General features: G+C 37.9%; 22 protein-coding genes, 4 tRNA genes and 1 pseudogene. 10 read left to right on the forward strand and 17 right to left on the reverse strand.

Going from position 1 to position 21655, the window contains the following annotated elements; translation table 11 throughout:
* Window positions 1-474: 474 nt before the first annotated feature.
* The 9 genes and pseudogenes from I6852_RS05925 to I6852_RS05965 form a co-directional block, all read right to left on the reverse strand.
* On the reverse strand, window positions 475-1854 hold the full coding sequence (locus tag I6852_RS05925) for an MFS transporter (RefSeq protein ID WP_197291805.1): 1380 nt from the start codon (window positions 1852-1854) through the stop codon (window positions 475-477).
* 256 nt (window positions 1855-2110) lie between these two features.
* Window positions 2111-3367 carry a DUF262 domain-containing protein gene (locus tag I6852_RS05930; protein WP_231626143.1) on the reverse strand — a complete coding sequence of 419 codons (1257 nt, stop codon included), beginning with the start codon at window positions 3365-3367 and terminating at the stop codon, window positions 2111-2113.
* A gap of 294 nt (window positions 3368-3661) precedes the next feature.
* Window positions 3662-3805: pseudogene (locus I6852_RS08015) on the reverse strand (DUF262 domain-containing protein); the annotation flags it as partial.
* Window positions 3806-3867: 62 nt separating this feature from the next.
* On the reverse strand, window positions 3868-4581 hold the full coding sequence (locus I6852_RS05940; RefSeq protein ID WP_197291803.1) for an amino acid ABC transporter permease: 714 nt from the start codon (window positions 4579-4581) through the stop codon (window positions 3868-3870).
* Entirely contained in the window at window positions 4565-5335 is a 771-nt protein-coding gene (locus I6852_RS05945; RefSeq protein WP_197291800.1) for an amino acid ABC transporter substrate-binding protein, read from the reverse strand. The genes I6852_RS05940 and I6852_RS05945 overlap by 17 nt, the downstream gene beginning before the upstream one ends.
* A 67-nt stretch (window positions 5336-5402) precedes the next feature.
* Window positions 5403-6536 (reverse strand): alanine racemase, encoded by a 1134-nt coding sequence (gene alr / locus I6852_RS05950; protein WP_197291799.1) that lies wholly within the window; start codon window positions 6534-6536, stop codon window positions 5403-5405.
* Between the two features lie 6 nt (window positions 6537-6542).
* Window positions 6543-7895, reverse strand: a complete 1353-nt coding sequence (locus I6852_RS05955) for an alanine/glycine:cation symporter family protein (RefSeq protein ID WP_197291798.1) — start codon at window positions 7893-7895, stop codon at window positions 6543-6545.
* Window positions 7896-7935: 40 nt separating this feature from the next.
* Entirely contained in the window at window positions 7936-9168 is a 1233-nt protein-coding gene (locus I6852_RS05960) for an NAD(P)/FAD-dependent oxidoreductase (protein ID WP_197291797.1), read from the reverse strand.
* Window positions 9169-9190: 22 nt separating this feature from the next.
* Window positions 9191-9568, reverse strand: a complete 378-nt coding sequence (locus I6852_RS05965; protein ID WP_197291796.1) for a RidA family protein — start codon at window positions 9566-9568, stop codon at window positions 9191-9193.
* A gap of 314 nt (window positions 9569-9882) precedes the next feature.
* On the opposite strand from I6852_RS05965, the gene I6852_RS05970 reads away from it, so the two are divergent.
* The 8 genes from I6852_RS05970 to I6852_RS06005 all read left to right on the forward strand — a co-directional run bounded on the left by I6852_RS05970 (window position 9883) and on the right by I6852_RS06005 (window position 14653).
* A tRNA-Gly gene (locus I6852_RS05970) sits at window positions 9883-9957 on the forward strand.
* 39 nt (window positions 9958-9996) lie between these two features.
* Window positions 9997-10083 (forward strand) — tRNA-Leu (locus tag I6852_RS05975).
* 58 nt (window positions 10084-10141) lie between these two features.
* Window positions 10142-10216 (forward strand) — tRNA-Cys (locus I6852_RS05980).
* Window positions 10217-10263: 47 nt separating this feature from the next.
* Window positions 10264-10351: transfer RNA gene (locus I6852_RS05985), tRNA-Ser, on the forward strand.
* 126 nt (window positions 10352-10477) lie between these two features.
* On the forward strand, window positions 10478-11968 hold the full coding sequence (locus I6852_RS05990) for a Na+/H+ antiporter NhaC family protein (protein ID WP_197291795.1): 1491 nt from the start codon (window positions 10478-10480) through the stop codon (window positions 11966-11968).
* 315 nt (window positions 11969-12283) lie between these two features.
* Window positions 12284-12646, forward strand: a complete 363-nt coding sequence (locus I6852_RS05995) for a hypothetical protein (RefSeq protein ID WP_000953827.1) — start codon at window positions 12284-12286, stop codon at window positions 12644-12646.
* Window positions 12647-12747: 101 nt separating this feature from the next.
* The gene (locus tag I6852_RS06000; RefSeq protein ID WP_001042546.1) at window positions 12748-13401 is read left to right on the forward strand and encodes an IS607-like element IS607 family transposase; all 654 of its coding nucleotides are present in this window, start codon (window positions 12748-12750) and stop codon (window positions 13399-13401) included.
* Window positions 13376-14653 carry an RNA-guided endonuclease InsQ/TnpB family protein gene (locus I6852_RS06005; protein WP_197291794.1) on the forward strand — a complete coding sequence of 426 codons (1278 nt, stop codon included), beginning with the start codon at window positions 13376-13378 and terminating at the stop codon, window positions 14651-14653. Before I6852_RS06000 ends, I6852_RS06005 begins: the two co-directional genes overlap by 26 nt.
* Before the next feature lie 225 nt (window positions 14654-14878).
* On the opposite strand, the gene I6852_RS08120 is transcribed toward I6852_RS06005, so the two are convergent.
* From I6852_RS08120 to accD, 4 genes are all read right to left on the reverse strand, one after another.
* Window positions 14879-15004: a hypothetical protein gene (locus I6852_RS08120; RefSeq protein ID WP_269434517.1), complete on the reverse strand. Its 126-nt coding sequence runs from the start codon at window positions 15002-15004 to the stop codon at window positions 14879-14881.
* 71 nt (window positions 15005-15075) lie between these two features.
* On the reverse strand, window positions 15076-16089 hold the full coding sequence (locus I6852_RS06010) for a LapA family protein (RefSeq protein ID WP_147746617.1): 1014 nt from the start codon (window positions 16087-16089) through the stop codon (window positions 15076-15078).
* Window positions 16090-16098: 9 nt separating this feature from the next.
* On the reverse strand, window positions 16099-16551 hold the full coding sequence (gene rlmH / locus I6852_RS06015; protein ID WP_150145589.1) for a 23S rRNA (pseudouridine(1915)-N(3))-methyltransferase RlmH: 453 nt from the start codon (window positions 16549-16551) through the stop codon (window positions 16099-16101).
* Window positions 16552-16564: 13 nt separating this feature from the next.
* Complete coding sequence (gene accD / locus I6852_RS06020; RefSeq protein WP_197291793.1) at window positions 16565-17434, reverse strand: acetyl-CoA carboxylase, carboxyltransferase subunit beta; 870 nt, start codon at window positions 17432-17434, stop codon at window positions 16565-16567.
* 80 nt (window positions 17435-17514) lie between these two features.
* Here accD and recO point away from each other — a divergent pair, with 80 nt between their 5' ends.
* Both recO and I6852_RS06030 read left to right on the forward strand, forming a co-directional pair.
* A complete protein-coding gene (gene recO / locus I6852_RS06025; RefSeq protein ID WP_001161261.1) occupies window positions 17515-18129 on the forward strand; it encodes a recombination protein RecO in 615 nt (204 codons plus the stop codon).
* A 10-nt stretch (window positions 18130-18139) separates the two neighbouring features.
* A complete protein-coding gene (locus I6852_RS06030) occupies window positions 18140-18796 on the forward strand; it encodes a CinA family protein (RefSeq protein ID WP_197291792.1) in 657 nt (218 codons plus the stop codon).
* Window positions 18797-18798: 2 nt separating this feature from the next.
* Here I6852_RS06030 and I6852_RS06035 read toward each other — a convergent pair whose 3' ends face one another.
* From I6852_RS06035 to I6852_RS06050, 4 genes are all read right to left on the reverse strand, one after another.
* Entirely contained in the window at window positions 18799-19365 is a 567-nt protein-coding gene (locus I6852_RS06035; protein ID WP_000476715.1) for a hypothetical protein, read from the reverse strand.
* 64 nt (window positions 19366-19429) lie between these two features.
* Window positions 19430-20062, reverse strand: a complete 633-nt coding sequence (gene rdxA / locus I6852_RS06040; protein ID WP_197291791.1) for an oxygen-insensitive NAD(P)H-dependent oxidoreductase RdxA — start codon at window positions 20060-20062, stop codon at window positions 19430-19432.
* Entirely contained in the window at window positions 20059-20913 is an 855-nt protein-coding gene (gene lgt / locus I6852_RS06045; protein ID WP_197291790.1) for a prolipoprotein diacylglyceryl transferase, read from the reverse strand. The genes rdxA and lgt overlap by 4 nt, the downstream gene beginning before the upstream one ends.
* Before the next feature lie 8 nt (window positions 20914-20921).
* Window positions 20922-21650 (reverse strand): RluA family pseudouridine synthase, encoded by a 729-nt coding sequence (locus tag I6852_RS06050; RefSeq protein ID WP_197291789.1) that lies wholly within the window; start codon window positions 21648-21650, stop codon window positions 20922-20924.
* Window positions 21651-21655: the final 5 nt, after the last annotated feature.

Below are 21655 nucleotides of genomic sequence, written 5' to 3' on the forward strand. Positions count from 1 at the left end.
GATTACACGAACTCTTTTGTTTTTAATGAAGGGGCTAGCCATTTTAAGGTGTTTTTTAATTATGGGTGGGTGTTTTAGGGTGAGAAAATATTAGAGGGCTTGACTTTAATCAAGCGATAATCTCATTGTGATGCGCTCCATAGGGGCTATGGAGTTTTAGTGAGGTTGCAGAGAGGAATTATACCCCCCACCCCCTTAAGAGTTTTACAACAAAATGAAATCTAAAACAACAAGTTCAAAAATCTTTGAATGTTAAAAATCTCATCATCACCAAAAATCCACCAACGCTAAAACACCCCATTAAGACTTAGATAATCACACTTCCTTTAATTTTTTAGCTTCTTCCCTTGTTTCACGAAATTCCTCTATATTTTCCCATTCTAATTTTAGGTTCAATATAGTTTCTTTTTTTAAACATGGTCTGATGAAAATCGGCTCAATCTTGATTGAATGATTCAAAGGTTTGCGCATCCTTCATGCTGTGGGCGACACTTCGGTATCACTGGATTTGCGGTAAATTGGCGCCATTAAAAGCGATGTAATAAAGGCAATTAAAGAAACTATGAGGATATAAAAGCTTAAACCATAACTTTGCAAACTTTCAGGTGCTGCTATGGCTTTTGCATTTAACCAGCTTGAAAGTTGAGGGGTAAAGCCAGCGGTTATAGCATAGGCTATATTATAAGCGAAAGAAATCCCACTAAAACGGATTCTAGCGCTAAACACATCGCTCATAAAAATAGGGCAAAAATTCATAATACCTGCACAAAAACAAGCTAAAAAGTATAAAACTATGGTATTGACTAAACTTGGTGTGTTAGAATAAAATTCTTTAAAGAATAAAAAGCCAAAAAAGGCAAAGGCCACACTAAAAGCCATACAAACTTTGTGCGGTTTGATTTTATCGGCCAAAAACCCGGTTAAAATAATAGAACTTACAATACCAACAAGCCCTAAAATTTGAAAATAGGTTTTTTCAAACGGAGTGAAATTAAAATTAGGATGCGTAAGGGTAAAATTGGGAACAAAAAGGATAAAAATCAAAATACAAGCGGTTAAAACCCAAGTGATAAGCATGGAGATTGATATACCAAAGAGAGAGTTTTTAAACACCTCTTTAAGCGGGAATTTGACTAAGGCATCGTCTTGCTTCATTTGCTGAAAAATAGGAGTTTCTTCTAAAAAGCGCCTCAAATACACAGAAATGATACCAAAAACCCCTCCAAGACCAAAGGCAACCCTCCAAGCCCAAGCTTCAACAACAGGCTTGTCAAAAACCATATAAATCCCTATATAAACCAAACTCCCAAGCAAAATCCCAGAAACTACGGAAGCGGTTAAAAAACCGATATAAGTGTTTTTTTGGCCTTGCGGGGCATGTTCATGGACAAAAACCCAAGCGCCAGGCAATTCACCACCCACAGCAACGCCTTGACAAATCCTAACAAACACCAAAAAAACAGGAGCTATGTAACCAAGATAATGAGCGTTTTTTAGGCTAAGTCCCATGCTATCAACGCCAAAACTCACCAAATGATTAAAAGTTGGCATCAAAGCGAGCGCAAAGGTTGGGATTACCATCAATAAAATAGAGAGCATGAACATGTTTTTACGACCGAATTTATCCCCAAAGTGGGCCATCACTATGCCACCAAGCGGGCGCGCCAGATAACCTGCGGCAAAGATACCATAAGTGTTGATTTCAGACCAAATAGGGCTGAGCGTGTTTGGGAAAAAGTGCTTGGCAATGATACTCGTAAAAAATACAAAGATGATAAAATCGTAAAATTCTAAAGTCCCGCCAAGCGAAGATAACCCTAAGGTTCTTACCTCTTTTTTGCCTAAATGTTTTATTGATTATCCTTTCATTAAGGCTATCGCCCTGTTTTAAATTTTTCATTTTGAAACTAAGATTGATAAAATTAATATAGCTACCTTACACCTTAAAGGAATTTTTTTAGATAATAAGCAGTAAATGAAATTTATTAGCACTCAAAAAGTGGGTTGTTCTATCTTTTTTATCATTAAGCATCACTTAAACGATTTTACATTTTGTTTTACCCATTTTGTCAAAACGCTTTACTTGATTCTATCAGCCAAAAAAACACTCCTATGAAGACTTGGGCAATAACACTTCTTTTAATTTGGTAATGATAGCTTCTTCTCTTTTTTCACGAAATTCTTTTATATTTTCCCATTCTAATTTTAGGGTAGGGTCAATATAATTTCTTTTTTTATACTCTTCTATGGCTTGTTGATTATCTTTATATTCTTCTTTGAGCCACACCTCAGGGTCTTTATCCTTTTTGGCTTGGTTCTCTGTGCCTTCTAAAAGTTGGAGGTTGTATAAATGATTCTCACACTTATAGAAATCTTTATCCAATTTTTTATTTTCCTTTTTAAACTTGGACTTTGGATAAATATGGTCTATATGAAAAGTGGCGGTTTTATAGTTCAGGTTTGGGTATAAGATTTGCAAGATAGGAAAGACTAAAGCATGGCTACTAGAACACATCATGTCTTCTATAGCATCGTTAGTGATTTTTAAAGGGCATGTTTGGTGTTTGGCTAAATTGTGGTTGAATGATTCAAAAGTTTGCGCATCTTTCATGCTATGGGCTATGGCACTTAATTTTGTATCCGTTGAAGGAGTGAAATAACTCGTGATTTGAGCGTTACGGACAAATTTTAGGGCTTGTTCTTTATCGTTCTCATTCATTTTTGAATTTAAAAAATAAAAATAGGCTAAACTGGATAAAATATAAGCTGAACCCAGATAGCCCGCATAACCAAAATTTTCTAATAGTTTTGCAGCGTTATAAATGCTTTCTGTAATTTTTTCCCAATTGTCTTCAATTTCTTTGATATTTTTTTTATTAAAATTTTTTAATTCAAAAGTAGTGTCTTTACCAATGAGAAGCAAGCAGGTTTTTAGCACCTGGTCTTTCCCCACATTTGGAAAACCTTTATCTTTTAAAGCATCCACTAGCTCATTCATTTTTTCTCTAATATCGCTTGAAAAGCTTGCTGTCAAAATAGACATCAATAAATCAGAATAGCTTAACTTAACCCCGCCGCTATTGACACGGATAAAAATATTTAAAACTTTATTAAGATTTTTTTCTGTTTCTTCAAAATATGAAATGAGTTGTTTGTCGTGAAAAGCTTTGTTTAGTGTTTCTAGTAATGCTGACTCTTCACCATCTAATTCGTGTTCTCTCGTATAATTTACAACACTTTTTAATTCCAAAATATCCCCCACCTTAAACCACCAATGTTTTTTATCGTTTTCAGGCTTTTGAGCATGAAATTCAAACTGGTAATTGTCTTCTGGGTTGTCCATGTTTGGCTGGCGCTTCAAATTCAAATACAAACGCTTCTCTTCATAAGCGTTAGGGTTGTTGGTTTTAGCGTTCTTTTTCTTAAGCGTTGCCTTTAAGCCCGATATAAAGCGAGGTCAAGCGTTGTTGGCCACAATAGACAAATCATCACGCCTGATTTGTTCAATACGGATTTTTTCATTGTGGGGCTTTCGCTCATCGTAATTTGTAATGAATTGATAGAGTTGGAAATTGAGTTTATCGCTATCTTGTTCATCGCTCTTGGCTATATCCTCCTTTTGTAATTTCCAAAATAAAAAAGAGCCGATAGGATAGCCCCTAAGAATGGAGTCAAAAAGTTGCTCTATCTTTTTTTCATCGGCTTTTTTGAGCCACACATATTCACGCTGAATGTCAGGCAAAAAATAACGGACATTCAATTCATCTACCACTTCTTTAATGCTCTTATCTAAAAACACACCCATGAGAATCTCCTTATTTTGTATTATTTAGGCTGTATTATAATCAAATATTAGAATGAGCCAACCTAATTTAAGATTTTTTCCACGCGCTTTTGGATCACTTCTAAAATCAAGCAAAAAAGCCAATAAATCAAAGCGGCTTCCAAATAAATAGGGAGAAAGTCATAGCTGGCGTTCGCTTTTTGCTGCGCGATCCTAAAAACCTCTGCGATGGTTACCACAGAAGCTAAAGAAGTTTCTTTAAAAAGGCTGATGAAAGTGTTACTCAGGCTTGGCGTGGCGACTTTGAGCGCTTGAAAAAAGATGACATGCCAAAAGGTTTGCAAGTAATTCAAACCCAAACTCAAGCTTGAATCCCATTGATCTTTAGGGACAGAAAGAAAGCTCGCCCTTAAAGTCTCTGAAGCGTATGCCCCTACATTAAAGGAAAACGCAATAATGCTTGCCGGGATTGGATCCATATAAACCCCAAGAGCGGGCAAACCATAAAACACCACCACGATTTGGACCAATAAAGGCGTGCCTCTAATGAGCGAGACATAGAAATTCACGCCCGCTAATAAAGCCCTATGAATGAAACGTTTAGGGGGTGCGATTTTAATGAGAGCCACCACAATAGCAATCAATAAGCCCAAAATAAAAGAAATGATCGCTAAAGGCAAAGAAATGCAAAAAGCGGCTTTTAGCATGGGGTAGAAAGCCTCTAATAATAATTCCAAACGCTCCTTGCTCAAATCTAAAGATTCAAAAAACAAAGACAGGTTATGGTTGGCTGACATCTTTTCCAAAAAATTGTTCGCCTAAGCGTTTTAAAACCCCTTTGTTGATCAATCTTTGCATCGCCTGGTTGATAAGCTCTAAAGCTTTTTCTTGGTGCTTGTTAATGACAAAGGAAGCGCCCCCGTCTTTTTCTTTGGACTCCCATGCGATTTTAAAGGGGCTATTTTTATGGGTGTTTAGGTAGTTTAAGATCGCTAAAGAACTATTTAAGGTCAAATCGGCTCGTTTTTGCGCCACCAACAACAAGGCTTGCGCCATAGAATCCACCGAAACGATTTGAGCGTCATATTTGGAAGCGATTTCCCCATAAGTGGAGCTTAAAGTGTTAGCCGCTCTCAAACCCTTGATGTCTTTAATATCTTTAATGCGGTTTTCATCTTTTCTAACGAGCATGATCGTGCCTGAATAGCTATAAGGCAAACTTTTATCAAAAGCCGCTTGGCGTTTTTTAGTCGTCAAACTCACTTGATTAGCGACCATATCAAAACGCCCCGATTTCAAACCTGTCAGCATGATATCCCATGAAGTTTCGTGGAATTTGATTTTCACGCCAAGCTCTTTAGCCAACTCCCTAGCCACTTCCACATCATAGCCGGTGAGCTTGCCCTCTTTATTGTGGTAAGTGAAAGGGGGGTAAATGCCTTCTGTGCCAACGCTGATCGTTTCTTTATTAACCAGCTTTTCATACAAGCCAGAAGCGTTCAAAAAACCCCAAAAAAAGCTTATTACTAATAAAAATAAAACTTTTTTCATTTTATATTTTAATCCTGAATTTTTTCAAGCATTCTAACACAAAATAAAAATTTTGCATGGTTTGATTTTAAATATAGACGCGCTCCAAGCGTTTGGATAGGGTGCTGATAGTTTCATAAGGAATGGTGTTTAAAAGCATAGCGATTTCGCTTGCGTCATTAGCCTTGGTGCTTTTATCCCCAAATAAGATGACCTCATCGCCCTCTTTGGCTTCAATACCATTGAGTTTGACAAAGCACTGATCCATGCACACCTTGCCAATAAGGGGAGCTAATTGGTTATTGATTACTACTTGAATGCGATTGCCTAAAGCGCGCATTAACCCATCTGCATACCCTAGAGCTAAAACGCCCACTAAAGTCTCTTCATTGGTGTAAAAATGCTTGCCATAGCCAATAAATTCGCCTTTTTTAACGCTTCTGATTTGAACGATTCGGGCTTTCAAACTGATAACATTTTTCAAGATGGTTGGGCATGATTCTTTCATTTCATTAGAAGGGTAAAAACCATAGAGCATGATGCCTGGGCGATAAAGGTTTAAGAAGCGGTTTTCATTCCCATTGCACAAAGAAAGGATACCGGCGGAATTATAGGCATGGCGGTATTGGAACTCTATTTTTTGATCCAAAAGCTGCTCTAAAAAAGCGTTAAAGGCTTTCATCTGGTTTTTAGCATGGGTTTTAATCTTAGCATCAGCGTTGCTTAAATGCGTGAATATTCCTTCCACTTCTAAGCCCTTTAAAGCGCAGATTTTTTTAATGATTTCTATGCTTTTAAAATTAGGCTCTAAACCCAAGCGGTGCATGCCGGTATCAATTTTGAGATGAATTTTTAAGCGTTTTTTGGATTTTAAAGCCATTTGAGAAAAAACTTCTGCTTGTTCAAGACTAAAAACCATAGCGCTCAAATCGTTATCAATCAGCATGGAAGCGTTAGCGTTAGGGCTATAGCCTAAAATCAAAATGGGGGTTTTAGGGAAATGAGAGCGCAATTCTAAAGCTTCATCTAAAGTCGCTACCCCTAAATAATTAGCCCCTTCTTGTAAAAAAATTTCGCTCGCTTTAATCGCTCCTGCCCCATAAGCGTTCGCCTTAACAACCGCCATGATATGGGCGTCTTTAGGGACAATGCTTTTGACTGCGCTAAAATTATGCCTTAAAGAAGCGGTATCCACTTCTACAAAACTCGCCCTTTTTAACATGCCATCTTACTTGTTAGAATGCTTGCTAAAATACCAACGAGTTTCAGAATAAACCACTTTATGCAATAAGATTAAAGCGATCAAATTAGGGATAGCCATAAGCCCGTTAGAAAGATCCGCTAAATTCCACACAAAATCAATTTTAGCCATAGCCCCCACCATCACGCTCGCTAAAAAGATCAAGCGGTAATATTTCACTTTTTTTTCACCAAAGGCGTATTCCGTGCATTTTTCTCCATAATAAGCCCAACCAATAATCGTAGAGTAGGCAAAAAAGATCATAGTCAAAAAAATCACCACCGCCCCTAATGAGCCTAGAAAATACTCCGTGCTTTTTAAAGTGAGCAAATTAGCGCTTAATTTTTCCCCATTAGGGAGCAAGGTGTTGTATTCTGGCGCCATTAAAATCACGCTCGCTGTTGCCGAACACACTATTAAAGTTACAATAAAAGTTTGGAGCATGGACACTAAGGCTTGACGCACCGGGTGGCGTGTTTGAGCGCTTGCAGCAATAATGGCTGAACTCCCCAACCCCGCTTCATTAGAATACAACCCCCTAGCCACGCCCGTTTTTATCATCGTCGCTACCAACGCGCCGCTCGCTCCGCCCACAACGGGTTTAGGGTTAAAGGCTTCTTCAAAAATGAGTTTGATCGCTTGAATGGCTAAATCAAAATGGCTGACAATGATATAAATAATAGCGATCAAATATAAAAGCACCATAATAGGAGCTAAGTAAGAAGTGAATTTACCAATGGATTTAATCCCCCCTATGACAATGAAAGCGGTTAAAAGAGTGAGCAATAAACCTGAAACCCAAGTAGGCAAGTTCGCTTGTTCGCTCAAAATGGAAGAAACCGCGTTAGATTGCGTCATGTTACCGGTGCCAATGCTCGCAATAATCGTAAAAATCGCAAACGCCATGGCGAGTTTGGGCATGTTAAGGCCGTTTTTGATGTAATACATAGGCCCTCCGTTGTATCCAAACGCCCCTTTTTCCCTGTATTTCACCGCTAAAATCCCCTCAGAATACTTAGTCGCCATGCCAACAAGCCCAGTAACCCACATCCAAAACACCGCTCCTGGCCCTGCGATGCTGATAGCGGTCGCTACGCCTACGATACTCCCAATGCCTACAGTCGCCCCCAAAGAAAGCATGAGAGCGGAAAATTGCGAAATGTCGCCCTTAGATTGGGACTCTTTGTCAAAAAGGATTTTGATCGCATAAAAGATTTTACTGAATTGCAAACCCCTAAGATAGAAGGTTAAAAACAAGCCGGTGCCTACTAATAAAATTTGCATGGGAATCCCCCACACAAAATTAGATAATAAACGCACCACCGAATCAATCGTTTCCATAAAAACTCCTCAATAAACTAGGGTTTAAAAAAGAAATTCCTTAATCCCTAAAAAATGCAGAAAAAAGCATAATATCGGCATTTTTTTCATTCGCGCCATCTTGGCTCAAATTGGCGATGATTTTACCAATGGCCGGGCCAAAAGTGATGCCAAGCCACCCTAGCCCTGTCGCGTGGATTAAGTTTTTATAGCGTTTGTCATAGCCCAAATAAGGAATATCATTAGGGGTTAAGGGCCTGAAACCGCACCATTCTGTGGCGTCTTTCATTTCAAAAGGCTGCGTGAAAGCGGCTAAATTCTTTTTCATGTTAGCGATTTGCTCTTTATCAATGAGAGCGTTGTTGGTGTTTAATTCTAATTTAGAAGTGATCCTAACAGTGTCTCTTCGTGGGGTCATTGCCATGAAAATATCCGCAAATAAAGAAGAAGTCTTGGGTTTCAATTCTTCAGGCATTTTAAAGGTGATGCTATATCCTTTAGCCCCCATCATTAAAAAATCGTTCTTGGTTTTTTTAATGAGAGTGGGGTTAGCCCCGGTGGCTAGAATGATTGTTTCTGCTTGGATTTTTTCTTTATGCGTGATAACGCCCTCAATAAGGTTGTTTTTAAACTCAAAATCGATCACTTCTTCATTATAAAGGAACTCCACGCCCGCGTTTTGCAAATATTGTTGCAAAGAGCGCATCACTTCGCCCGGATCCACATGCACGTTTTCCGTTAAAAGCACGCTCCCGCAGATATTGTCATTAGCGATAGGCATGTATTCTTTGGTTTCTTTCACATTCAAAATCTTATAAGCACCGCTGTTATCGCAAGTTTTAAGCTTTTTTTCAAAACTTTCTTCTAAAGTGTAGATCATTAAAAGCCCATCTTCTTTATACCAAAAATCCATGCCGTCTTTTAGCATTTGATGATACGCATCAATACTCAGCCACCCGTAGCGTTCAAATAACGCCATGGTGCGGTGCGTGGATTTGGCGTTCGCGCTTTTCATAAACTTTAAAATCCATTGATAGAGCTTTAAATTAAGCCCAAAATGGAATTTTAAAGGGGCTTGGTTTTTGAGCATGAGCTTTAGGGTGTCTAACACCACACCAGGGCATGAGAGCGGGGCTTTTTTAAACGCAGAAATGAGCCCAGCATTCCCAAAAGAAGTGCCGTTTGTGCCATCGCTTTTTTCAATCACGCAGACCTTATGCCCTAATTTATGCATAGAATACGCACAAGAAAGCCCTACAATCCCACCGCCTATGACCACGACTTCTTTTTTCATGCTGATAGTCCCTTAAATAGAATTACTTAATGGCTATCGCTTCAATTTCTACTAAAGCGTCTTTAGGCAGTTTAGCCACTTGAAAGGTCGCTCTAGCCGGATAAGGCTCTTTAAAATAACTCCCATAAATTTTATTCACCACCGCAAAATCGTCTAAACTTTTCAATAAAATAGTCGTTTTAACCACGCTATCCATCCCTAACCCTGCTTCTTTTAAAATCGCTTTGATATTTTCCATGGACTGCGTGGTTTGAGAATGAATGTCTGTGCCTTTAAATTCGCCGGTACTCGCATCAATGCCTAATTGCCCAGAGACAAAAACAAGATCGTTAGTAGCGATAGCTTGAGAATAAGGGCCTATCGCTTTTGGGGCTAGCGTTGAATGAATGACTTCTTTCATGATTGAAACTCCTATGATGATGTGTTATGTCAGCTATTATTATGCAATCAAATTAAAAAGAAATAAAAAATGAGTGCAAAACGCCATGAATTTTCATCTTATTATAAGGTATTGTATATTTTTTACCCACATTTAGAAATTCTTAAACGGGTTTTGTTTGAATGGAAACTCAAAACATTATTGCTCATTTTTTAAATAAAAGGGGTTTTGGCTGTTTTGATTGGTTTTAAAATCAGTTTTGAAATTTTTCATAAGCCCTTGACTTTTATTATTGAGTTTAGATACAATAACAATCGTCTTTTTGAATAAAGAGCGCGGGAATAGCTCAGTGGTAGAGCACGACCTTGCCAAGGTCGGGGCCGCGGGTTCGATCCCCGTTTCCCGCTCCATATTGATTTAACTTCTAGAGCATGGTTTCTATTTAGTTTGCCCAGGTGGTGGAATTGGTAGACACAAGGGACTTAAAATCCCTCGGTAGCAATACCGTGCCGGTTCAAGTCCGGCTTTGGGCACCATTTTCAAATTGAGCACGATTTGATTTTATTTTTTGAATACGCTAGTGTTAAAATTTAAGGCGACATAGCCAAGTGGTAAGGCATGAGTCTGCAAAACTTTGATCCCCCGGTTCGAATCCGGGTGTCGCCTCCATATTGTAGTCATTTAGGGACTTTTGCAAGGGACTTTTATAAAAATAGCGGGAGATGGCTGAGTGGTTGAAAGCGGCGGTCTTGAAAACCGTTGAGGGTCATACCTCCGGGGGTTCGAATCCCTCTCTCCCGGCCACTTGATTAAAATCTTTTAAGCGATTGGTTTTGGCAAATTCATCTCTTCTTTTAACAAAGAATTTTGTGAATATTGATTGTCTCTTTTAATTGAAATTTAAGGATTGATTTAAAGGATTTTATTATAGTGGGATTGTCAGCGTCAAGCCTTATTGTTCCTCTTAGCGTTATTTTAATGGTGGTTTTCACTAAAAGAGTCGCACTCTCGTTATTTACAGGCATTTTAGTGAGCGCTGTTTTAACACATTCGTTGCACCTTTCCCAACTCGTAGAATATATTTATCACAAAATCACTTCCGTTTTTTACACTTACGAGCCAGAAAAGGGGCTTAATTTCAATCTTTCCAACCTCTATGTTTTTGGGTTTTTAATCTTTTTAGGCGTTTTAAGCCAAGTGATTTTAAAATCCGGTAGCGTGCAGAACTTTGTCAAAAAAGCCAAAAAATACTCTAAAAACGCCAAAACCCCCGAATTTATCGCCTTTTTTTCAGGCATCATTATTTTTGTAGATGATTATTTTAACGCTTTAACCGTGGGGCAAATCTCAAAATCTTTAAACGACGCTCATAACTCCACACGAGAACGCTTGGCTTATATTATAGACTCCACTTCAGCGCCGGTGTGCTTATTAGTCCCTATTTCTAGCTGGGGGGCATATATTATGGGGATCATGAATAACGACAGCTCGCCCTTATTAAAAGATAGTTTTTCGGTGCTTGTGCAAAGCTTGAGCAGTAATTATTATGCGATTTTTGCACTCATTGCGGTGTTTCTCACCATTTTATGGCAAATCAACCTCCCTAGCATGAGGAAGTATCAAAACATAGGCGTGAAGGATTTTTATAGCGAACAAGAAGAAGGCTCTTCAAAACTAGCCCCCTTAAGCTTGTTACCCCTTTCCATTTTATTATTGATTGCGTCCATTTCATCATTGATTTTTTATACAGGAGTGATCTTAAAAAACACTGATGCGAGTTTTTCGCTCTTTTATGGGGGGCTGTTTTCGCTCATTGTTACTTATCTTTTGGCTTATCCATTTTTAGAAAAAGGGAGTTTTTTTAAACTCATTGTTGAAGGCTTTAAGAGTGTGGGGCCGGCGATATTAGTCTTAACGCTCGCTTGGGCTATTGGGCCTGTGATTAGAGACGACGCTCAAACGGGGCTTTACTTGGCGCAAGTGAGCAAGGGATTTTTAAATAGTGGGGGAGGCGTGTACATGCCTTTAATCTTTTTTTTAATCTCTGGGTTTATCGCCTTTTCTACCGGCACAAGCTGGGGGGCGTTTGCGATCATGCTGCCCATTGGAGCGGGCATGGCCAATGAAAGCGATATTATTTTGATTGTTTCAGCGATCCTCTCAGGTGCGGTTTATGGGGATCACACAAGCCCCATTTCTGACACGACTATACTATCAGCTGCAGGGTCAGGGTGTTCGGTGCAAAGCCATTTTATCACGCAACTCCCTTATGCGACTATTGCGATGCTTTGTAGTGCGGTGAGTTTGGGGGTGGCAAGTTTTATGCATTCGCACTCGCTCGCGCTTGTAATCGGTGTGGCTTTGCTTGTGGGGGTGTTTTATCTTTTAAAAAGGTTGTATGGTGAAAATCTGAAAACTTGAATATTGATTGAAGTAAAGCTTAAAAATCCCATTTTTTAAAATTAAAATAAGGTTTTAGCGATCCCTATTGGATTAAAAAAGAGTCTTATCTCATTATCAATCAATTTAAAAAAATTATTCAAAAATAACCATCAATTATAAAAATCTTCACAAACCTCTAAATCGTAACGCTTTTTTAAAAAATACATTTTTTTTTAATTTTTTAATCAACCATTAAGGTGTTTTAGGTTAAATTTCCTTATCTGTTAAACATACGGATAATGTTATATCTTAAGGAAAGAAAATGGGGTTAGGACACTAATAAGTTTAGGGATTTTGTTAAGCGTTTTGAGTGGCGATGATCTGAGATTGTATTCAAAACCTTTAGTCTATTCGGCTGGAAGTGGGATTATTGGGATTGATATTGACAAACGGACATTTTACAAACGAGCGTTCGCTTTCACGATGAAGTCGTTGTTCGGTGAAAACTTGCTTTTGTTTGTCAAATTAAAGCATTCTGCGTTGACGAGCAAACACATGAAAGGGCCTTTAGAAAACCGCCATCATCATTCTTTCACTAAAAATTATGAAAAAGCGGTTAATGGTTGTCAAAAGTATTTCCATATCAAATTGCCTGAAGGCGCTCCTAGCAACTTCAAATCAGGTTCATACATGGCCACTATGGTGGTGCGTTTTTAAAGCGTTATTTGGGGCTACAAACAGCAACTAAAATCCTATAACAATCCATAAAACACTATAATTTTTGTATAGGTTATTAAGTTTTGTGTTATACTGCTCGCATGAATAAAAGAATGCTATCCATCGGTCAAGCGAGTAAGCTTTTAGGTGTAACTATCCAAACCTTACGCAATTGGGATAAAAAAGATTTGTTAAAACCTGATGAACTCACTAAAGGCGGTGAAAGGCGTTATAAGTTAGAAAGTTTAAGGCGTATCAATAGAAGCGTGGTCTTTAATCAAGATGAATTAAAAACAATAGCTTATGCTAGAGTAAGCTCGCATGACCAACAAGATGACTTAATCAGACAAGTTCAAGTTTTAGAGCTTTATTGCGCTAAATGCGGCTTTAACTATGAAGTGATACAAGATTTAGGGAGTGGAATGAACTACTATAAAAAAGGCTTAACCAAGCTTTTAAATTTAATCTTAGACAATCAAGTCAAGCGCCTTGTATTAACGCATAAAGACAGATTATTACGCTTTGGAGCCGAATTGGTATTCAGTATTTGTGAAGCTAAAGAAGTAGAAGTGGTTATCATCAATAAGGGCGATGAGAATGTGAGGTTTGAAGAAGAATTAGCCAAAGATGTTTTAGAAATCATAACCGTCTTTAGCGCTAGATTGTATGGCTCTAGGTCTAAAAAAAACAAGAAGCTCTTAGATGAAATGCAAGAAGTAATAACTAACAATGTCAGCTATCTCAATCACGCATAAAATCGCTTTAAAGCCTAACAACAAGCATATTACTTACTTTAAAAAAGCTTTTGGGTGCGCTAGGTTAGCTTATAATTGTGGATTAGCTAAATGGAAAGAAAATTATCAACTAGGCATTAAAACTAACCATCTACAGCTTAAAAAAGAATTTAACGCTCTTAAAAAATCGCAATTTAATTTCGTTTATGAAGTAACTAAATACGCCACCCAACAGCCTTTTATCCACTTAAATCTAGCCTTTAATAAGTTTTTTAGGGATTTAAAAAAAGGTTTAGTGAGTTACCCTAAATTTAAAAAGAAAAGAGAGTTTCAAGGTTCTTTTTATATAGGGGGCGACCAAATTAAAATCATTCAAACAGCTAATACTGATTATTTAAAAATACCTAACTTACCCCCAATCAAACTCACTGAAAAACTAAGATTTCAAGGCAAAATCCATAACGCTACCATCACTCAAAAGGGCGATCATTTCTATGTTTCAATCTCTTGTGGTATTGATGAGAGTGAATACAAGCGAACCCATAAACTCCAAGAGAGTCATAATAAGCTAGGGATTGATACAGGGATTAAATCCTTTGTGAGTTTGTCTAATGGCTTAAATATCTATGCCCCTAAGCCCTTAGATAAGCTTACTAGGAAGCTTGTAAGAATTAGCAGACAACTGAGTAAAAAAATCCACCCAAAAACCAAAGGGGATAAAACCAAGAAATCTAATAATTACTTAAAGCATTCTAAAAAGCTTACCCACTTGCATGAAAAAATCGCTAACATCAGACTTGATTTTTTACACAAGCTCACAAGCTCTCTTATAAGACACTCAAACTCGTTTTGTTTAGAGAGTTTGAAAGTCAAAAACATGTTTAAAAATCACAAGTTAGCTAAATCTTTAAGCGATGTTTCTATGTCCATGTTTAACACGCTATTAGAATATAAAGCTAAATACTCTAATAAAGAAATTCTAAGAGCTGGTACTTACTATCCAAGCTCTAAGATTTGTTCTAATTGTCAAAAGGTTAAACAAGATTTAAAACTTAAAGATAGGATTTATCAATGCCTAGAGTGTGGCTTTGAATTAGATAGAGATATAAACGCTGCTATCAATCTTTTAAAGCATTTAGTAGGTAGAGTTACTGCCGAATTTACGCCTATGGACTTGACGGCTCTGTTGAATGACTTATCCAATAATCGTTTAGCAACTAGCAAGGTTGAACTAGGAATACAACAAAAATCCCAAATTGAGAGAATTTTATAGCTCTTTATAGGATTTTATAGGTTTGTAGTAACGGCATTCTTTAATACCCTTATCATCTTTTAAAATACCATCTCTTAAAAACACAAATTTATTTTTTAGCCCTTTTTTTAAATCTTCTTAAAACTCTTTTGTTGTAGTAATGAATGAAGTATTTTTAAAATACGGATAAAATTCATAAAAAATTTAAAAAATAAAAAAAGCTCTGTTTTCATCAAATACGGGTTACTAAAACTTTTTATGGTGGGTTAAAGCGTATTTTTGGCTTTGGCTGTTTCTTTTAGGATTAGTTTCATCAAGGTTTAAAAGATTAGCATCTTTCCTCTTATCATTTGGCGCTAAAGGCGACTCCATTAGCCCGTTCCTTGAATTTTTTGTAACCATCTATTTCTATCTACCCTAAAAATATGAAGCAAAACAAACCCCTACAAAAACGCTTCTAACTTATAGGCTTTTTTATGCTCTTGTTTCAAATCCATGTAAGCGTTTAAAAGCATGTATTCTTCAAAAGATAAAACCGCTAGATGTTCCTTAGCGAGATCGTTCATTTCTAATTCTAACAACACGAATAAAAAGGCTTTTTGCGCCTTATCGTCTTCTTGGCTTAAAATCTCAAAAAACTGGAACCATTGATCGGGGACAAGAAATTTTTGCGCTTTTTGCGCGAGCTTTAAATAATCGTCTTTGTCATAACCCACCTTTTTGCAAAGCTCTGAAATTTTTAAAGTGTCTGTGTTTAAGGATTTTTCAAAAAAGGCTTTTAAAAAAGCTTTCACGCACTCTTTATCCAAATCCTCTTGCATCGCATTCACAGCCTTTAAAACCTCTTTTTTGCTGCCTTTTTGGGCGATTTCTATAAAAGCGTAGCGGCGTAATTCCAAAGGGATTTGCACGTTTGTTAAAACTTCAAAGGCGTTTTTTAAATCGTTATGAATGAAAGCCTTCAAGCGTTTAGAAAAATAAGCATGCTCATAAGCTAACGAATGTTTAGCGTGATCTTTAGGCTCAAGGGTGTTGTTTTCTATATTGTGGTAATGTTTAAAAAGGTTATCCACTTTTTCGCACCCGCTACTTGGCGTGTTTAAATCAGCCTTTAGATCATAGCGGGCTAAGATTTGGGAGAGGTTTTTAGCGAGATCGCTTTTAAATTTCGTTTTTAAAAAAGTCTTTTGGGTGTCTTGGGACAGGATTTGTTTGAGCAATTTGTCAAAATCCCTTTTTTCGTGGTATAAGCGGATTTTATGGCTGAGATTGTGTTTGAATAAAAAAACCCATGAAAAAAAAGCGAACATGCCTAAAACGCCCATAAGCCATACCGCAATGGGAAGATTAAAGCTATAGCTCCCTAAATTGAAGGCATAAGCTTGCGGATCGATACTATAAACAAACACTCCAAAACCCACAATGAACAAAAATGTAAAGATAATGTAAAAACGCATGCGCACCTCCTATTTATGGTATGGATGCTTAAAAATAATGCTTAAAGCCCTATAGATTTGCTCGCATAAGACAATTTTAGCCACTTCATGGCTAAAAGTCATCTCGCTCAAACTCCAAGCTTGACAATCCTTTAAAAAATTTTCTTCAAACCCATACGCTCCAGCGATAAAAAAATTAATATTAAGATGATTTTCTAACATTTTACTAAACGCAAAGCTATCGCCCCTTTGAGCTTTAGGGTGTAAGGCGATATTTTTTGCCTTAGGGTTTAAATACGGCTCAAAGGCTAGAGAGTAGCTTTTTTGAGCCAGTTCTTTAGAAACTTTTTGAGCGTTGGCGGTATTTTTAGGGAATAAATCCACTAATTCCAGCTCGCAACCAAATTGCCTGCATTGCTTTTGATAGATTTTCACTAACTCTAAAGGCGAACTTTTAGCGATAGAATACACCACGCAACGCATCAATGTTAAAACTTTAAAAAATCTTTGAAGTCTTATGCATCATCATAGCGATGAGATCGCTCAAAGTCTTCTTCAAATCCTTCCTATGCACAATCATATCAATCAAGCCATGCTCTAATAAAAATTCCGCTGTTTGAAAGCCCTCAGGCAAATCCGCCCCTATGGTTTGTTTAATCACCCTAGGCCCTGCAAAGCCTATCATCGCCCCAGGCTCTGCGATAATGAGATCCCCTAAAAAAGCAAAAGACGCGCTAACGCCCCCATAAGTGGGATCGCTTAAGAGCGAAATGAAAGGGAGTTTAGCCTCACTCAATCGGTTCAAAGCCGCGCTCGTTTTAGCCATTTGCATGAGCGAATAAGTGGATTCTTGCATCCTAGCCCCCCCACTCGCTGAAACAATCAGTAACGCTTCTTTTTTGGCGACCGCGCGATTGATCGCTCTTACGATCTTTTCGCCTTCCACAGAGCCTAAACTCCCCCCCATAAAGCTAAAATCAAACACCACGATCTGCAAAGGCATGCGGTTGATTTTAGCCTCACCGCTGATCACGGAGCTTGGGCGGTTAGCCCTTTTTTCGTATTTTTTAATGCGTTGCTTATAGCTCTCTTTATCCACGAAATTTAAAGGATCATTAGGGCGTAAGTGTTTGTCAAACTCTTCAAAACTCCCCACATCGCATAAAAATTCAATCCTTTCAGCCGCATTCATGCGGAAATGGTAATGGCATTTCAAACACACGCTGTATTTGCCAAACACTTCTTTATGATACATTAACGCATAACATTTAGGGCATTTCACCCAATGGCTTGGCTGTTCTTCCTTACTTGGTGTTGTCCGCAATTTGTTGATCTTAAAATTTTTAAAGAAATCTGCAAATCCCATGTTTTTCCTTAATTTTGCAGTTTTGTTAGGATTGTATCCAAGTTTTGCTTATAATAAACCAAATTATCTTAAGAGTAGTGATGCAAGGGTTTCTTTTACAAACACAAAGCATAAGAGATGAAGATTTGATCGTGCGCGTTTTAACCAAAAACCAGCTCAAAACCCTCTATCGTTTCTATGGCAAACGCCACAGCGTGCTGAATGTGGGGCGTAAAATTGATTTTGAAGAAGAAAACGATGATAAATTTTTACCCAAGTTAAGGAATATTTTGCATTTAGGCTATATTTGGGAAAGAGAAATGGAACGCTTGTTTTTTTGGCAACGCTTTTGCGCTCTTTTGTTCAAGCATTTAGAGGGCGTGCATTCTTTGGATAGCATCTATTTTGACACTTTAGATGATGGGGCCAGCAAACTCTCCAAACAGCACCCCTTAAGAGTGATTTTAGAAATGTATGCAGTCCTTTTGAATTTTGAAGGGCGCTTGCAAAGTTACAATTCTTGTTTTTTATGCGATGCAAAATTAGAGCGTTCTGTCGCTTTAGCGCAAGGGTTTATTCTAGCGCACCCCTCTTGTTTGAAAGCTAAAAGCTTGGATTTAGAAAAGATCCAGGCTTTTTTTCGCACTCAAAGCACGATTGATTTGGAAACAGAAGAAGTGGAAGAATTGTGGCGCACGCTGAATTTAGGGTTTTGAAAGGTTAAAAATGAAATTTAAATTTTTGAATATGGATAATGAAAGCGGTTTTATTTTGATTAAAAAGGAATTGAAACGATTGGACATTCTCGCTCAAGTCAAAGAAGATGGCATTGAATTAAAAGGCGAAAATACAGAACAAGCGAGAATTTATCTTAAAACGCTTTTTAATTCTAATATTGTGGAATTAGACGATAACAAAAAAAGCGCAAACGCTGTAATAGAGTGCTTGAAATCTTTAAATTTAAAAATGGCGGTGGCTGAAAGCTGCTCTGGTGGGTTATTATCGCATGCATTCACTTCCATTAGTGGGGCTTCAGCGGTTTTTATGGGGGGTGTTGTGTGTTATAGTGAAGAGGTTAAGCGCGAATTATTGAAAGTCAATGCCACGACTTTAAAAGTCTTTGGGGTTTATAGCGAAGAATGCGTGAAAGAGATGCTATCAGGCGTGTTTTTGAATTTTAAAGTGGATTTAGCGCTAGCGATCAGTGGGGTGGCTGGCCCTAATGGGGGGAGCAAGGCTAATCCTGTAGGCACGATTTATATTGGTGCACAAAAGTTAGGATCTCAAGCTTTAATTGATCGCTGTTTTTTTGAAGGCAATAGAGAAAGCATTCAAAATAAAAGCGTAGAGCATGCCCTAAACATGCTCGCTAGAATGCTATAAAACTACCTTAAAGCGCAAACGCTACCAAATTCTTTTTGAGCGACCTTAGCGATGTAAGCGATTTCATTATCGTTAAGGTTTTCAACGCTCGCTTTTAAATACCTTTTGATTTGCTCAATCTGGCAACCCACTAGCTTGATTTTCACCACAGCCACCTCCGATTTTAAATTCGTATAGGTGTAGGCTACCTGGATCTTAGTCGCTAGGTAATTATAGATAGCGTAGCTGATATTCGTAGCCGTTTGCTCGGACTCATGGAATTGCTCCATGAAGCGTTTTTTATACTTCAACATGATTTCATGAAAAACCACGATCAAGCTCAATTTAGCGTTTAAGGTCGCTTGCTCAATCCCTAAATATTTGTTATTAACAGGGATATACGCCACGCCCATTTCTTCGTAGGGGACTTTAGGGTCTTCAAAAACCCAAGCAGGCGCATCAGATAGTTCTGATTTCATGCCCTTTAAATCAGAAACTAAAATCCCATCATCTCTTAAAAGACTCTTAGCGCTTAATGAAACGCTTGAAAACACCCCTAAAAGAGCGATTAAAACCATTCTTTTAAACAAAATGCCACTCCTTAAACTTTAATTTAGGTTTGATTATAATTAAAAAGTTTTTGATTTCGTTTAATCACAACCAAGTAATTGCAGCAACCTTTGATTTCCTTGATTTTCTGCTCGCTTCTGCCACCCTCTTACCCAAAGCGATCAAACACACGATTTTAGGCTTATTGATACGCTGTTCTAAAATCTCGCCCACTTTTAAAGGATCAAAGCCTCCAATAATGCAACTATCCAATCCCATTAAGCTCACGCCCATGCAAATTTGCCCCACAGCGATATAGCATTGCTCTAAAATATAGCTTTCTAATCTTTGCATGCTGTGGTTGAATCTCACGCCAAGCATTTGAGCAAAAGACGGGATCACCCTAACTTTATAAGACTCCGGATAGAGATTTTGCATGTAATGGCCGTATGGTAACAACTCGCTGGGTTTTAAAGAGCATACCACCATTAACGCTGAAGCGCTTTTAATCATTTCTTCATTAAAATAGCTGTGTGCTGCAATTTGTTTTTTTAAATCCTTATTAGTAACTATCACAAAATGCCATGGCTGGGTGTTATAAGAGCTTGGCGATAGTCTGGCGATTTCAGCGATTTCTTCTAATTCTTCGCTAGAAAACTCATAATGGCTGTCAAACATCTTGCAAGAATGGCGCTCGTTCAACAATTGTCTTCTTTTTTCTTGATCCAAAAATTTCATTGATTTTCCTTTATTTTTTTAGAATTTTTCGTAGCATACAATAAAATCCCTAACGAAACAATTACCATAAATAAGCTTAAAATCTGCCCCATGCTCAAATTCAAAAAATAAACCCCCAATTGGCTGTCTGGCTCCCTGTAAAACTCCGCAATAAAGCGCATCAAGGAATACCCCAAACCATAAACCACAATGAGCAACCCATGCGTTTTGGTGTGTTTTTTAGCCCACATTACCATTAAAAACACGACAACCCCCTCTAAAAACGCTTCAATCAATTGGCTGGGATAACGCAACTCGTTATCCACCATAATGCCTATGATTTGCCCTAAATGGCTGTCTTTAGGGACAACCCTCCCCACAAGCTCCTGGTTTAAAAAATTCCCAATCCTCCCAAAAACATACCCTAAAGGCAGGCTAATCGCAATCAAATCCAAATAAATCAAAAGCTTTTTCAAATCCTTACGGCTATAAAGATACGAAGCGATCAAAAACCCCACCAACCCCCCATGATAGCTCATCCCACGAATGCCTACAAAATTCCCATGACTATCAAAAGGGTTAAAGATTTGCCAAAAATGCATCAAATAATAGCTGGAATTAGGCTCATAAATAAGAATGTATCCTATCCTTGCCCCTAGCACAATGCCAAGCTCCGCCCATAAAAAATAGCTCTCAAATTCCTTCCTTTCAATGGGGAATCGCTTGGGATCTTTTTGGATCATTCTTAACGCCATATAAAAAGCGATAACAATCGCACACGCATACGCCAAACCATACCAATGCACTTCAATACCGCCAAGACTAAAAGCGATGGGGTTAAATCGTTCATAAATCGTATTCCAAGCGTTCATGCTCATCCTTAAATTTCAAATTCTTTAGGAGGGATCGCTTCAAATTCATACCCTAACAGCGCGATTTTATGCGCATGGAGCATCAAGCGTTTGGCGGAGTGTTGGCTATCGCCATAGATTGTATCGCCTATAATGGGGTGGTTGATATGCTTTAAATGGACTCTGATTTGGTGGGTTCTTCCGGTTTTGATCCCCACTTTTAAAAGGGTTTTTTTGTTGATGATTTTTAAGGGCGTGATGATCGTAACCGCTTCTTGCCCTTTTTTAGAGATCTTGCTAAACGCTTTAGTGGTTTTAATCGTAAGAATGGGGGCGTTGATTTCTCGCTCTTCTTCTACAATCCCTTGAACGATCGCTAAATACTCCTTTTTAACCGCCCTATTTTTAAAAGCCTTTTTAGCTTTTAAGTGGAACTCTGAATTTTCTTTCACCAATAAAATCACCCCACTTGTTTCTTTATCCAAGCGGTGCAACAAAACCCAACCTTTGAAAAAAGAAACTAAATCATAGCTCTCTATAAAGGGGGGTTTAAAAAGGGCTAGAACGTTTTCATCTTCAAAAATCACGCCGGGTTTTTCAATTTTTTGGACATTAAAGCGTGTGTTTTTAGGTAATTCTTTTCTGGCAACCATCAATTTCTTCCCCCCTATGCTCACTAACCCCAAATCAATCAAAGCTTTGGCTTTTTTATGCGAAACGTTTTCTTGAACGCTCAATATTTTATAAGCTTTTTCCATGTTTA

The sequence above is a fragment of the Helicobacter pylori genome (assembly GCF_015904775.1).
Lineage (GTDB): Bacteria > Campylobacterota > Campylobacteria > Campylobacterales > Helicobacteraceae > Helicobacter > Helicobacter pylori_DM.